The 12,721-nt window shown below is 67.3% G+C and carries 12 protein-coding genes; 6 read left to right on the plus strand and 6 right to left on the minus strand.

Annotated elements, in window-relative coordinates; all coding sequences use genetic code 11:
* Nucleotides 1–116: 116 nt before the first annotated feature.
* The 3 genes from CDO87_RS22875 to CDO87_RS22885 form a co-directional block, all read right to left on the minus strand.
* Nucleotides 117–1,619 (minus strand): hypothetical protein, encoded by a 1,503-nt coding sequence (locus tag CDO87_RS22875; RefSeq protein WP_100931226.1) that lies wholly within the window; start codon nucleotides 1,617–1,619, stop codon nucleotides 117–119.
* A gap of 173 nt (nucleotides 1,620–1,792) precedes the next feature.
* The gene (locus CDO87_RS22880) at nucleotides 1,793–3,286 is read right to left on the minus strand and encodes a hypothetical protein (protein WP_100931227.1); all 1,494 of its coding nucleotides are present in this window, start codon (nucleotides 3,284–3,286) and stop codon (nucleotides 1,793–1,795) included.
* A 149-nt stretch (nucleotides 3,287–3,435) separates the two neighbouring features.
* Nucleotides 3,436–3,747 (minus strand): DUF1036 domain-containing protein, encoded by a 312-nt coding sequence (locus tag CDO87_RS22885; protein WP_254698469.1) that lies wholly within the window; start codon nucleotides 3,745–3,747, stop codon nucleotides 3,436–3,438.
* A gap of 254 nt (nucleotides 3,748–4,001) precedes the next feature.
* Here CDO87_RS22885 and CDO87_RS22890 point away from each other — a divergent pair, with 254 nt between their 5' ends.
* From CDO87_RS22890 to CDO87_RS22915, 6 genes are all read left to right on the plus strand, one after another.
* On the plus strand, nucleotides 4,002–4,541 hold the full coding sequence (locus CDO87_RS22890) for a hypothetical protein (RefSeq protein ID WP_100931229.1): 540 nt from the start codon (nucleotides 4,002–4,004) through the stop codon (nucleotides 4,539–4,541).
* A gap of 132 nt (nucleotides 4,542–4,673) precedes the next feature.
* Nucleotides 4,674–5,117, plus strand: coding sequence for a hypothetical protein (locus CDO87_RS22895; RefSeq protein ID WP_254698470.1), 444 nt, complete (start codon nucleotides 4,674–4,676; stop codon nucleotides 5,115–5,117).
* 62 nt (nucleotides 5,118–5,179) lie between these two features.
* Nucleotides 5,180–5,821, plus strand: a complete 642-nt coding sequence (locus tag CDO87_RS22900) for a MotA/TolQ/ExbB proton channel family protein (protein ID WP_100931230.1) — start codon at nucleotides 5,180–5,182, stop codon at nucleotides 5,819–5,821.
* A 13-nt stretch (nucleotides 5,822–5,834) separates the two neighbouring features.
* Nucleotides 5,835–6,284 (plus strand): biopolymer transporter ExbD, encoded by a 450-nt coding sequence (locus CDO87_RS22905; protein ID WP_100931231.1) that lies wholly within the window; start codon nucleotides 5,835–5,837, stop codon nucleotides 6,282–6,284.
* Nucleotide 6,285: 1 nt separating this feature from the next.
* Entirely contained in the window at nucleotides 6,286–6,693 is a 408-nt protein-coding gene (locus CDO87_RS22910; protein ID WP_100931232.1) for a biopolymer transporter ExbD, read from the plus strand.
* Nucleotides 6,690–8,705, plus strand: coding sequence for a hypothetical protein (locus CDO87_RS22915; RefSeq protein WP_100931233.1), 2,016 nt, complete (start codon nucleotides 6,690–6,692; stop codon nucleotides 8,703–8,705). Before CDO87_RS22910 ends, CDO87_RS22915 begins: the two co-directional genes overlap by 4 nt.
* A gap of 77 nt (nucleotides 8,706–8,782) precedes the next feature.
* On the opposite strand, the gene CDO87_RS22920 is transcribed toward CDO87_RS22915, so the two are convergent.
* The 3 genes from CDO87_RS22920 to tagF all read right to left on the minus strand — a co-directional run bounded on the left by CDO87_RS22920 (nucleotide 8,783) and on the right by tagF (nucleotide 12,694).
* Nucleotides 8,783–11,137: a serine/threonine-protein kinase gene (locus CDO87_RS22920; RefSeq protein WP_100931234.1), complete on the minus strand. Its 2,355-nt coding sequence runs from the start codon at nucleotides 11,135–11,137 to the stop codon at nucleotides 8,783–8,785.
* A complete protein-coding gene (locus CDO87_RS22925) occupies nucleotides 11,134–11,943 on the minus strand; it encodes a PP2C family serine/threonine-protein phosphatase (RefSeq protein ID WP_100931235.1) in 810 nt (269 codons plus the stop codon). Before CDO87_RS22925 ends, CDO87_RS22920 begins: the two co-directional genes overlap by 4 nt.
* A gap of 88 nt (nucleotides 11,944–12,031) precedes the next feature.
* A complete protein-coding gene (gene tagF, locus CDO87_RS22930; protein WP_254698471.1) occupies nucleotides 12,032–12,694 on the minus strand; it encodes a type VI secretion system-associated protein TagF in 663 nt (220 codons plus the stop codon).
* Between the last annotated feature and the right edge of the window lie 27 nt (nucleotides 12,695–12,721).

Raw genomic sequence — 12,721 nt, forward strand, 5'->3', positions numbered from 1 at the left:
ATTGGATTGAAAGCAACTGGCTGACGATACTGTAACAGAGGAAGCGCGTGCCGGAAGAGAGTTCCCGCGCGCCGAAGGTCATGAATCGAAAATGCGGGCCTGCCAGGCCGCCGCCCCTACCGGAACACGCCCCCGAAGGACCCGCCGGAGAAGTTGCCGCCGGACGACCGGCTGGGCGCAGAGGTGGGCGCCCTGCTGGGGGCCTGGGCCGCCGGGGCGGACCGTGTCGTGCGCGTGTTGCTGGTGGACCGTGTCGAGGTGTTCCGCGACGTGGTCGACCGCGTCGTCGTCGCACGCGGCTGCGCCACCACCGGATCGGGGCAGCGCACCTCATCGTTGCCGAGGATCAGGCGGAACAGATCGACCGAGGCGTCCGGGCTTTCCAGCGACGCGATCTCCTTCTTCTTCAGCTCGTCATAGTAGCTGGTGGAGCCGCGCCGCGACCTCGGGCCGTAGTCGCCGTCGATGCCGCCGAGGTAGCAGTTCATCCGGCGCAGTTCGGTCTGGATGACTTTCGCCAGCACATCGCCCGCCGGCGGGTCGAAGGCGCCGGAGGCGAGCAGGCTGGCGTACATCTCGGGGTCGTTCTTGCGCAACTCGCGCAGCGTCGTGAGCGAGGCCGCGATGGCCGCGTTATCGTTGATGAAACTGGCGAGTGCGGTCGACTCCGACTCCGGTTCCGGGTCGACGTCGAGCGAGGCTTCGGTCACGCCCTCGATCAGGCCGACGAGGATCGAAGGCTCCGGCAGTCCCGCCGCCAGAGGCAGGGCGGCGATCTGGGCGGTTGGAAGGGCGGCGAAGGTCACGACAGGCGTGTTGTCCACGACCTCCTGCGGCAGGTCCGGCACGCGGGCGGGCAGCACGATCTCGATCACCTCGTCGTCGCCGATGGTCTCCTCGAAGCCGTCGTCATCGCCACCGCCGCCCAGCGAGAAATCCCCGTCGAGCGGGGCAAGCAGGATCACGTCCTCCGGCAGGAGTTCCACCAGTTCCTGGACGTCTTCTTCGGGCGCGCCGGTCATGATGACCGGCGAGGGCACGCCGCCCACGGTGAACATGCCGTCCAGCCGTTCCAGCAGGTCGCCGGTCAGCTCGTCCTCTTCGGACATGAGGCGCAGCACATCGCTCAGCCGTTCCTCTGGTTCGCACCGTTCGCCGGGTCCGGCGGAGGCCATGACCATCAGCGCCATGCCTTCGGGCGGTTCGGGCACGATGACCTGCGCAGGCACGGGCGACTGGTCGGTGCAGTTCTCCAGCATCAGGATCATCTCTTCCGTCCCGGCGACGGAGGCGCTGCGCAGGATCGTGTCGAGCGGCATGGTGCCGTCCTGCATCGAGACGCTGCCGGAGGGGATGCGGCCGGAGTAGAACAGAAGGAGCCGCGGCGAATCTTCCAGCACGGCAAGCGTGTCGGTCAGCCGAGCGCGGGGCATGTCGCGGATCATGTCGATCAGCGGCAGGCCGCCCTTCTCAAGCGCCTGACCGGCATGGAACGCGTCGGCAAAGGACATCTTGGCGCCCGGCCCCGGCTGGCCCACGACGATGGCCTTCCATTCCTGCGCGGCCATCGGCGCGGCGGTCAGGCCGAGGAGCGTGAGGGCAAGAGCGGCGGTGCGCATGGGTCAATTCCCTTGCTCAGGTTCGTGCTGAAGTCCCCATGTCTTATATCAGAACGGGCACAGAACACGAGTCCTGCACACGGTATTTTGTCCCGGTTTCGGCGTTTGCCCCGAACGCGCGGTCTGCTCTGCCGCCGTGGAGTGCAGACCGGCCGGCTGGCTAGCGGACGCGCTTAACGGCCGATACCCGACCCGAACCGCGCGCCCGAGAAGTTGGGCTGCTGACTTTGCGGGGCCTGTTGCTGCGGCTGGCTTCGCTGCACCTGCTGCGTGGGTTGCTGGCGGGTCGGGCGCGATTGGGTCTGGCTCGTAGTGTTCTGCGGGCGGGCGGTGTTGGTCGGCCGGGGCTGGGCCACTACCGGGTCCGGGCAGGGCACGTCCTCGTTGCCGAGGATCAGGCGGAAGAGGTCGACCGTCGCCGCCGGATCGTCGAGCGCCGCGAGGCCCTTCTTCTTCAGCTCCTCGAAATAGCTGGTCGACCCGCGCCGCGATCCCGGGCCGTACTGGCCGTCGACCCGACCGCGATAGCAGTTCATCCGTCCAAGCTCCGACTGGATGACCTTCGCCAGCACGCGCTCGTCCTCAGGATCGAAGGCGCCAGAGGACAGAAGGCTCGTGTACATCTCCGGATCGTTCTGCCTCATGTCACGCAGCGTGGCGAGCGAGGTGGCGATCTCCGCGTTGTCGTCGAAGAAGCTGGCCAGCGCGGTGGAAGGCGCGTCAGGCTGCGGGTCGACCTCCAGCGAGGCATCGGTCACCCCCTCGATCAGCCCCACCAGGATGGAGGGATCGGGCAGGCCAGCGACGATCGGCAGGGCGGCGATCTGTGCGGTAGGCAGGGCCGCGAAGGTGATGACGGGGGTGTTGTCCTCTACGACCTCCGGCAGGTCGGAGATGTCGGGCAACTGTGCGGGCAGCACGATCTCGATCACCTCGTCCGCGCCGATGGTCTCGCCAAAACCATCGCCGCCGCCCAGCGAGAAATCCCCGTCGAGGGCGGGCAGCAGGATCACGTCCTCCGGCAGGAGTTCCACCAGTTCCTCGCCCTCCTCCGCACGGGCGCCGGACAGGATGACTGGGGACGGGACGCTGCCTACGGTGAACACGTCCTCCAGCCGCGCCAGCAGGTCTCCGGTCAGCGGCTCCACTTCCGACATCCCACGCAGGGCGTCGCTCAGGCGTTCACCTGTCTCGCAGCGCGCGCCCGGACCGGCGGAGGCCACGACCAGCAGCGCCATCCCCTCCGGCGCTTCGGGCACCGCGATCCGCGCCGGGATGGGCGACTCGTCCGAGCAGTTCTCCAGCATCAGGATCATCTCCTGCGTGCCGGCGGCCGCCGCGCCGCGCAGGACCGTGTCGAGCGGCATCGTGCCGTCCTGCATCGCCACGCTGCCCGATGGCATCTGGCCGGAGTAGAAGAACACCAGACGCGGCGCATCCTTCATCGCGGAAAGCGTGTCGGTCAGGCGCGCCCGGGGCTTGTCGCGGATCGTGTCGACCAGCGTCAGGCCGCCCTTCTCAAGCGCGGCCCCGGCATGCAGCGCGTCGGCAAAGGACACCTCCGTCCCCGGTCCGGGCTGCCCCACGACAATGGCCTTCCACTCCTGCGCGGTCAGCGGCGCGGCAGACAGGCCGAGGAGCGTGAGGGCAAGAGCGGCGGTGCGCATGGGTCAATCCCTTCCCGGAACGAGAAACAGTCAGTCGGGCATCCGCGCGGGCGCGGCCCGCAACACGAATGCGCCGCGCATCTTGCAACCTCGCCGCACCGTTTGCCAGTCAGACTTTCCATAGCGCAAGGAAGCGCCGACCGCTTCGGTCAGGAGGGCGGATAGATGAACAGCGTCCAGCGTTCGCTCTTGAAGGTGTCGACCTCGTGGAACCGCGCCTCGAGGTAGCCGCGCAGGAGGCAGTCTTCCTCTCCCACGATGTCGAAGCGCTTGGTGTCGATGCACATGGGGGTCGCGCCGCGCATGATTTCCTTGCCGAAGACGTCCTGCGCGAAGACGTAGACATAGCGCACGTCCAGCACGCGGTCGATCACGTTGGCACAGCGGTTCGGCCCGACGGTCCACCAGCCGGAGGTGGTGAAGTTCTCATAGGCGTACCGTCCGACGGCGATGTTCAGCACGTTGAGCGTCTGGTTGCAGACAGCGAACTGGGCGGCGGACTGAGCGGGCGAGAAAAGGATGACCAGACAACCGGCAGGAATCAGCCGAAAAAATGCCGGAAGCACTCCAATGACGCGAAAAAGCCTTATATAGAGGGTGTGACGGGGCACGCGCCCTCCAAATTCTTGTGTGTTTTTCGCAACGTAGAGATCCAGCCTGAAAGTCGCCACATTTTGGACAAGAAATTGACGACTTTTCCGCTATATTGGAAGCCATGAAACGCATCATTCTCACCTGTGCCGGCCTCGTAGGCCTTTCCGCGGCAACCGGGCTCGCGCTGTTCGCGAGCCACTCGGCCATGGCCGCCGGTCCGCGCCTGCCCGAGCGTGTGGTGCTTGCCCATGCGGTCGCGGCCTCCAAGTCGACGCAGGCGGTTGCAGTCTCGTTCGAGATTGAAGCCAAGGGTGTGGTCGAGGTAGAGGTTGAGAACAACGACCGTGTTGCAGAGCCTCGCGGCCTGACGCAGCCGACGGTGTCGAGCCAGCAGGCCGATCTGAGCGACGGTCTCGCCCCCTACCGGACCCTGCGTCCGGTGTCGCGCGACGACGGTTTCGAACAGGTCGCACAGTCCGCAGTGGTGACGCGCGGCGATGGTCAGGTCGTGGCTCCGCGCCGCACAATGACCCGCGCCACGTTCGAGCGGGAAAGCCGCCCGCTGATCCAGCGGATCTTCCAGCCGCAGCCGGTGCCGGTCGTTTCCCGTCCCGACCCGAGCGCGTTCACCGCGTCGGGCATGCACGGCGTGTTCCGCTGACACAGCGCAAGGCGCGATCGTGAATTCCCGGCAAACCGGGTTGACATGATGGCACCCTTCCCCGCCAATATGATGCTATAACGGGCCCGGTGGTTTTACCCGGGCTTCATGCATTTTCAGGGGGAGTGAAACATGAAGAACCGTATTTTTGCTTTGTGGATTGCGGGTTTGGCAGCGGTTCCCGTGGCCGTGGCCGCCCAGGATGAAACGCCGGCGTCTGACCTGTTCAAACTGGAACTGAACGCCGCCGCCGAAACCGGAAACGGCAACTGCCGGTTGACCTACGTGGCGGAGAACAACTCCGGCACCGCGCTCGACCGGACGGAGTACGAAGTGGCGATCTTCGACGGCGAAGGGGTCGTCACCCGGCTGCTGGTGCTGAAGTTCGGCGCCCTGATCGACGGCAAGACCCGCGTGCTGCAGTTCGAGCTGCCCGGGGCCGCGTGCTCCGACATTTCGCGTATCGTCATCAACGACAGCTCGGCCTGCATTGACGCCGAAACGGGCAATGAGGCAGACGTATGCATGTCGGCGCTCAGCGCAAGCTCGCGCACCGCGATTCAATTCGGTATCTAACGTCAGAACGATCCGCGCGACCGGGGCACATTCCGCCCCGCGCGCCGCTCAAGGAGTGATTGATGGAGTCCTTTCTCCCCGAGTCCTTTAACATCGCGTCCCTCATCGTCTTCGGCGCCTTGGGGCTCCTGTCGCTCCTCGCGATTGCCGTGGCGATCTACAAATGGGTGCAGTTCATGATGCTCGGCGTCGGACGTCGCAAACGCGCCGAAGAGATCCTCGACAACTGGCTGTCCGGGCGCGCCGATCTGGCCCTGCAGCAGGCTCAGAAGCGCAAGTCCGTGCTCGCCCGCATCCTCCAGGCCGTGTTCTCGGGCGTACAGGCAAAGCCGGGCGACTCGACTTACGCCGAAGAGCTGGGCCGCCAGACCGCGATCATCGAACTCGCGACCATGACGGACCGCATGCGCACGCTGGAGATGGTGGTGCAGGCCGCCCCGATGCTGGGTCTGCTCGGCACCGTGATCGGCATGATCGACGCCTTCTCGGCCCTTGCGGTTGCCGAGGGTGCCGTCGACCCGACAATCCTCGCCGCGGGCATCTACACCGCCCTGACCACCACCGCTGCGGGCCTTGCCATCGCGCTGGTGGCCTATTTCGTCGCCAACTACTTCGAATCCCGGATCGAGCGGGAACGCAACATGATCGAGACCGTCATCTCGGCGGCGATCCACGGCCGGCTCGACCCGACCAAGAAACTCTGACGGGGCATCCGAGATGTCTCAACCGAAGATCAAGCTGCCAGTCCGGCCCCGGAATTATCGCTTTGCGATGACTCCGCTGGCGGATGCCATGTTCCAGTTGCTGATCTTCTTCATGCTGACCTCGTCCCTGACGCCCTATTCGCTGCTGACCGTGCAGACCGCCGCCCCCCCGCCCGAGCAGGTGACCGCGACCTCCGCGCCGACGCCGAACGACCAGACGCCGACACCCCCGTTGGAAGTCGCGCTCTGGACGCTGGAGGCCGAGCGGATCATCGTCGGAGGGCAGGAGTTCACCTTCGACAGCCTCGACGCGCTGGCCGACGCTCTGGGATCCGACGTGGCGCCTGCGGACGTGACCATCCTCGTGCGCGACACCGCACGGGTGCAGGACGTGACGACCGTCCTTGCACGGCTGGCCACCGCCAATGTCGGCGCCGTGCGCGTGGCCCGGGGGGCAATCTGACATGGCCATCCGCCACATCCCCCGCACCCACAAGAAACAGCAGCCGGACATTTCTCTGGCCATCGTCAACATCGTGCTGCTGCTGATCTTCTTCTTCCTTGTGACCGGGCGGCTGACCAACGCTCCGACATTCGCCATCGAGCTGTCAGAGACGGCGGACCTGCCGGTCGAACACCTGCCGAAGCCGATCCTCGTGCTGGAACCCGAAGGCGTCATGATGCTCGACGGAGAGCTGGTGGACGACGTGCAGCTCGCCAACGGCGTTGCCGACCAGACGATCCTGCACCTGCTGATCGACCGCAACGAAAGCGCGCAGTCCCTGATCGACGTGCTTGGCAAGCCGGAGTTCGCCCATCTGGAAATCCGTCTCGTGACCGTGCATCGCTCCGGCGAGGGAGGCGGCTCATGAGCTACCTGCCCTATGGCCGTGGTGCGCCCGGCGGCTGGATCCTCTCGACCGTGGGGTCTGTCGCCGTGCACGCCGGTGTCATCGCGTTGATGTCCGCGGGCGTGTCGCAGTGGTTCGTGGAACGCCCGCTGCCGCAGTCGTCGCCCGAGTTCCAGATCACGCTCGAACAGCTTGAATCCGATACGCTGGCCGGTCTGGTCGAACGTCTCGGCGAGGCCACCGGGCTCGACGCTGCCGAGGAGATGGAGAACCTCGACCCGGAGGGCGAACTCGCGCCGGACGATGCCTTCGACGACGCCGCGATCCCGGATGCGGAGCAGGTCGACGAGGGCGAACTGGACGCCCTCGACGCGGAGGTTCCCGACGACACGGCGGAGAGTGAAACGCCGGTTGAGGAGGTCACGCCCGAGGACCCCGAGACGCTCGATGCCGCGGAGGCCGAGGACCTGAGCCCCGAAGCCCCCGCTGACAGCGCGGAGGCAGAGGAACCCGACACCATCGAGCCGGAGGACACCGCGCAGGCAGAGCCGGAAACCCTCGAAGCCGAAGAGCCGCAGGACCTGACGCCCGAACCGCTCGACACGCTGGATGCGGCAGAGGTGGACGGCCTCGACGGGGTGACACCCGACGCGCTGGATGCCTCCACGGGCGACGACCTGACAGAGGAGCAGACCGCCGATACGCTGGACGCTGCCCCGGTGGAGGAACCCGCCGCCGAGGACGCAGGTGAGCTCGACACGGTCGAGGCGGAGCCGGTCGAGGAACCGCCTCTCGACACGGTGGAGTCCGTGGGTCCGGAAGAAGAGACCGTCGAACCGGAAGCGCCCGAAGTCGCCGACCTCCAGCCCGTCGAGGAAGCGCCGCTTGTCGCCCCGCCGCTGGATGACGTGACCGCCGTGGTGCCGGAGGAGGACGCGCAGGTCAGCCCGACAGAGGCAGACTCGCTGATCGTGGACGATGGCGCGGCACAGGTCGTGACCGGCTCCCCAGTGCTCGATCCCACATCCAGCGAGGATGCCGCCCCGGTCACGTCAGGCGACCTGGCCCCCATCGTCGAGAACGACGAAGAGGTGATCGCCTCCACACCCACCCGGCAGGTGGAGGCCGAGGATTTCGCGGCCCTTGTCCCGGTGACGCCCCCCACCCCGGGTGACGATGCCACCGGGCCGGAAACCGTCAGCCCCACGGCGCAACCGCTCGACCCGGTCACGGCGGCACCGCCTGCGGACAGCACGGACACGCTCGACCCCGTGACAGCCGCCCCGACGACCGACACGCTGGACCCGACGACGGCCACACCTGACGGCGAGGACACGGACACTATCGAGGCAACGCCGGTCGAACCCTCGCCGCCGCGCGTGACCCGCCGGATGCGCGCCCCACCCTCCGAACGCGATCTCGCCATCGGCGACCTGATCCAGCGCATCCGTGCAAAGACCGAGGACAACTGCGTCATCGCCCTGCCCCGCCGCGACGGCGAGGACGGGATCGGCCTGGCGCTTCTGGCGGCGGAGGACGGCGCCATGGGGCGCTTCGCCTCCGAGGTGCTGGTGCGCCCCGAGGACGAGGAAATCCGCCAGACCCGCACCCTGCTGGACGAACGGCAATGCGCGGCGCTGACCTTCATCGCCAAGAACCGCGACTACCCGGCGACCCGCATCGGCATGCGCCTCGACAATGCGGAGGTGGCGTCGGGCAACCGCGTCTCGGGCGTGATGCGCGGCGTAGGCGACCGGAACCTCGGGCTGTTCCTCGTGGACAACAACGGCGTGGTGCAGGACCTCGACCGCTTCACCTCGACCTCGGGCCAGTTTGTGCGCTTCGACGTGCCGGTTACACGGGTCGGGCCGTTGCGTGATACCAAGCAACTGCTGATCGCCATCGCCTCGACCGAACCGCTCTCGACGCTGAAGGACCGCTCCGGCCAGCGCGCCGACGACTTCTTTGCCGATCTCAGCGCGGAACTCAGCCGTCAGGCCGCGCTCGCCATCGTCGCCTTCGACGTGCGCTGAGGGAAGTTCCGGGGCAAACCCATGCCATCCGATGGGCGATCGCGCCGGAGCGCCCCGTCACGGGGCACTCCGCAAGCTCACTCTTCGGCCGGGTTGAGCTTCAGGTAAGAAACAGCTGCACTCGCCGCGCCGTTCCGTGAGGCGATCTCCTCGAGGATCTTCGGCAGGATGTTTGCCGCCTGATCGCCGCGCTGCGCCACCGCCGCCTGGGCCAGCGGCTCGTCGCTTTCGACCGCCAGAAGAAGCTGGGGCGCCGGATCCTGCCCGGTCCGCAGAGAGAGCGCAAAGCTCAGGTTGCGCTGGTTGCCCACGGGCTGCGACAGCCGGTCCGACAAGTTGAAGATGCCGCCGGTCGGGCTTATGAGGATCAGCCAAACGGCCTGCCCCTGTGGAACGGTCAACTGCGCCGTCACCGGGTTCTGGCTGGCGACCTCATCGGCAGAGAGGAACATCTCGACCCCGTTGCGGCCCCTGCCCTGCAGCGCCTTGGCGAAGTTCAGCACTTCGCACTGCTGGCGGGTGATCTCGCGCGGCTGCACCTCGGGCCGGGCGCCGAACCGCTCTTCATAGGCGGTGGGCAGGCCGGAGAACTGTTCGCGCGTGGCCGAATAGCCCTCGATGGTGCCGGCGTTCGGGCCCTGGTTCACACGGGTCACGTAGGTGCACGGGCCGGTCTCGAAGGCCGCGAGGAACCCTTCGCGCGTGTCGCTCAGCGGCTCGGGGATGCCGGTCTGCTGCGGTTGCGGATCGGGCGGCGTCGGATCGCTGCCGCCGCCTCCGCCGCCAAGCAGTTGCGACTCGCCGCCGATCAGGCCCTGCTGCCACGCGAGGAAACCGCCGCCCCCGACGATGGCGAGGAAGACGACCAGCAGGATCAGGATCAGGCCGCCGCCGCCGCGCTTCTCCACCTCCGGCTCCGGAATCGGGGTCGGGCCGAGCGAGGTGTTCAGGGTGATGTTCTGCGTGGCACCGGGGATCTGCAGGCCGGAGGTCATCGTCCCCGCCTGCGTCATCCCGTGCGCGGTATTGCCCGGCGGGGTCGTGTGCAGCGGTGGCGGCGCCGGCGGCACCCAGCCACCAAGATAGCGTTCCGGGATCTTGGTCGGATCGTTCACCAGTTCGCGCACTTCCAGCATGGAACCGGGACGGTCCTTCGGATCGGGCTCCAGCATGTAGGACAGGATCGGGCGCAGTTCTTCGGGGGCGTGCGACAGGTCCGGGATCGACTGGCGCGACTGCACCGCCTCGACGATCGACGACCCCATGTCGAGCGGCTTGCCGATGGAGGCGGCGGCGATCAGCAGCGCCAGCCCGTAGATGTCGGTCGCAGGCGAGATGTGCCCGCCGTAGTGGCCAAGTTGCTCGGGCGCGACGTACTTGAACTTGCCCGCGAACCGCCCGGCCATGGTGGCCTCTTTCACCACCGAGGACTGGGCGATGCCGAAGTCGATCAGGCGCGCGGTTTCCACCCGCCCGCTTTCCAGCATCACGTTGTCCGGCGACAGGTCACGGTGGATGACCTCCGCATCGTGAGCCGTGGCGAGACCGCCCGCCAGCCGGGCCAGCAGCGCCTTCGCCTGTTCGACCGGCAGCGGGCCGGTGTTGGCGATGTAGTCCTTGAGCGGCTCGCCCTCGATGAACTCCATCACGAGGAAATAGCGCTGAAGCTCTGGGTCGGGAACGTAGTTGTAATAGCGTACGATGGTCTCGTCCGTCAGGCGGCGCAGGGTCCGGGCTTCGCGCTTGAACAGCAGGCCCGCCTCGGCATCGTCGGCCTTTTCCTGCAGGATCGCCTTGATCGCCACCGGGTCGCCGGTGTGGATCTCGATCCCGCGATAGACCTCGCCCATGCCGCCGGACTTCAGGACTTCCTCAATCCGGTAGTTGTTGTTGATCAGCGTGCCGATGGGCAGCTTGCCGGTGGCGCGCGCAGCCTCCGCCGCGGCCTGGTTGGCCCCGGTCGGCGCGGGCGGATACCCGGTCGAGGTGGTCTGCGGCGCGTAGGACGGATCCTGCGTGTAGCCCCCCTGCCCCGTCCGGGTGACCTGCGGTTCGTAGGACGGGTCCTGCGTCGGATAGGCCGGGTTCTGCGACGGTTGGTTTGTGGTCTGCGGCGGCGCGGACGGTGGCGTCGGGGGCGGATAGCCGGTGTGCGTATACGGCCCCTGCTCGTAGCCGGGGTCGGTCTGCTGACCGGCGTTCGGATCGTTCGGCCGGGGCTGCTCGGGCCATTCCGTCGGCGTCTGCGCCGGGTAGGACGGGGGCTGCTGCGCAGGCCATGGCCGCGCTGCGCCCGGACCGGCGAACTGCGTGCGCTCGTCCTCGTCGTCGTCCTCAGGCGGGCGCGTCTGGCCCGGCGGCGTCGGCGGACGGAAGACCGTGCGCTCGTCGTCGTCGTCATCCTCGGGTGGATTGGTGCCGGAAGCGTTCATGCCTCGGCCTCACCCGCAGATGTGTCCAGTTCCAGCACGTCGTCCATCAGGTCGTCTTCTTCTTCCAGCTCCGGCGGTGGCAGGCAACGCATCGCGACCACGGTCACGTTGTCCTTGGCGCCACGTTCCAGCGTCAGTTCGATCATCGCCTCGCAGGCGTCCTTCGGGCGATGCCTTGCGGCCAGTTCCGCAATGTCCTCGTCGCTCAGGTGCTCCGTCAGCCCGTCAGAACACAGGATGAAAGTATCGTCCAGCGCCAGCTTGCCACTGACCACATCACATTGCGGGGTCTCTGTCACCCCGATGGCACGGGTGATGACGTTCTTGCGCGGCCAGTTCTGTGCCTCTTCCTCGGTGATGGCTCCGGAATCGAGCAGCATCATCAGTTCGGTGTGATCGCGGGTCTGCTGCACCAGCTTGCCGTCCCGCAGAAGGTAGATGCGGCTGTCGCCCGACCAGATGCAGGCGTAATCCTCGCCATGGATCAGCAGCGCCACCAGAGTTGCACCGATGGTGCCGCGTTGCAACTCCTGCGCGTGTTCGTAGATCGCGGTGTTGGCGCGGTGGATCCGCTCCATGAAGCGGGCCTGAAGGTCGTCCGGAGAGGCCGACATTCCGATGGAGTTCAGCTCCTGCACGATGGTGTAAGAGGCATAGTCCCCGGCCGCGTGCCCGCCCATGCCGTCCGAGACCACCCAGAGCCCACAGTCGGGGCGCGACAGGAAGTTGTCCTCGTTCACCGTCCGTTTGCGTCCGACGTCCGTGGCCTGCCCGGTCTCGAAGGTGAAGAATTCGTTATAATCCATGGGCATCCTTTGAGCGCCTCGTCATGCGCTGCCGCCGTGCAGGTCCTGCGTTGCCGCTAGAGGGGCGCAGGCCGGGTTTCAACGTTACTTACCATTCCGCGGCTTCGGCCGTCTGTTCCTGTTTCGGCTGCCCCGCCAGCAGCCACCTCAGCGCGCCCGCGTCCGGCAGGCCGTGGCAGCCCAGCCAGACCGGCAGGCGCGTGTCGTCCCCGGCGGACCACCAGTAGGACCGCTGCAGCGCCCCGCGAGCCAGGTCGGCACCCGCCGCGGCCCGCAGCAGCGCATCGAGGTCGCCCTCGGGATGGTGTGCCCAGATGGTCGGGCCAAGTGCGCGCTCCACCTCGCCCTCGGCAGGCAGCTCCAGCGTCAGCCCCTCGAGCAGGCTGGCCGCGCCCTTGCCCGGCGCCATTGCCGTCACATGCGCCTCAAGTGCCTCCCACGGCGACTGGTCGGTCGCGCCGCCATCACCCGGGACGGGCAGAAAGACGTTCTCGGCGGCAAGGATCAGCGGATAGTCCCGCCCAACCTTGTCCTGCGACGGCTGCATCACGCCCGCCACGGGCACGCCCAGAACGCTGCGCCCGATCCAGAACCGCAGCGGCTGCGCCTGTGCCCACCATGACTTCCAGTCCGAACCGGCGTCCTCGCGCACGCGGCTCAGGGTCTTGTCCAGCCAGCGCATCAGCGCATCGTGCACGTCCTTCGACAGCCCCGACTGGATGAAGTCGCCGAAGCCTGGGTGTTTACCCATGACACCGATGCGCGCGGGTTCCGTCAC

Source organism: Sagittula sp. P11 (assembly GCF_002814095.1).
In the GTDB taxonomy this organism is placed as follows: domain Bacteria; phylum Pseudomonadota; class Alphaproteobacteria; order Rhodobacterales; family Rhodobacteraceae; genus Sagittula.

Excerpts from the sequence above, each read along its gene's own strand:
- CDO87_RS22875 (WP_100931226.1), bottom strand. The coding sequence starts at position 1,619 with ATGCGCACCGCCGCTCTTGCCCTCACGCTCCTCGGCCTGACCGCCGCG.
- CDO87_RS22880 (WP_100931227.1), bottom strand. The coding sequence starts at position 3,286 with ATGCGCACCGCCGCTCTTGCCCTCACGCTCCTCGGCCTGTCTGCCGCG.
- CDO87_RS22890 (WP_100931229.1), top strand. The coding sequence starts at position 4,002 with ATGAAACGCATCATTCTCACCTGTGCCGGCCTCGTAGGCCTTTCCGCG.
- CDO87_RS22895 (WP_254698470.1), top strand. The coding sequence starts at position 4,674 with ATGAAGAACCGTATTTTTGCTTTGTGGATTGCGGGTTTGGCAGCGGTT.
- CDO87_RS22900 (WP_100931230.1), top strand. The coding sequence starts at position 5,180 with ATGGAGTCCTTTCTCCCCGAGTCCTTTAACATCGCGTCCCTCATCGTC.
- CDO87_RS22905 (WP_100931231.1), top strand. The coding sequence starts at position 5,835 with ATGTCTCAACCGAAGATCAAGCTGCCAGTCCGGCCCCGGAATTATCGC.
- CDO87_RS22910 (WP_100931232.1), top strand. The coding sequence starts at position 6,286 with ATGGCCATCCGCCACATCCCCCGCACCCACAAGAAACAGCAGCCGGAC.
- CDO87_RS22915 (WP_100931233.1), top strand. The coding sequence starts at position 6,690 with ATGAGCTACCTGCCCTATGGCCGTGGTGCGCCCGGCGGCTGGATCCTC.
- CDO87_RS22920 (WP_100931234.1), bottom strand. The coding sequence starts at position 11,137 with ATGAACGCTTCCGGCACCAATCCACCCGAGGATGACGACGACGACGAG.
- CDO87_RS22925 (WP_100931235.1), bottom strand. The coding sequence starts at position 11,943 with ATGGATTATAACGAATTCTTCACCTTCGAGACCGGGCAGGCCACGGAC.
- tagF (WP_254698471.1), bottom strand. The coding sequence starts at position 12,694 with ATGGGTAAACACCCAGGCTTCGGCGACTTCATCCAGTCGGGGCTGTCG.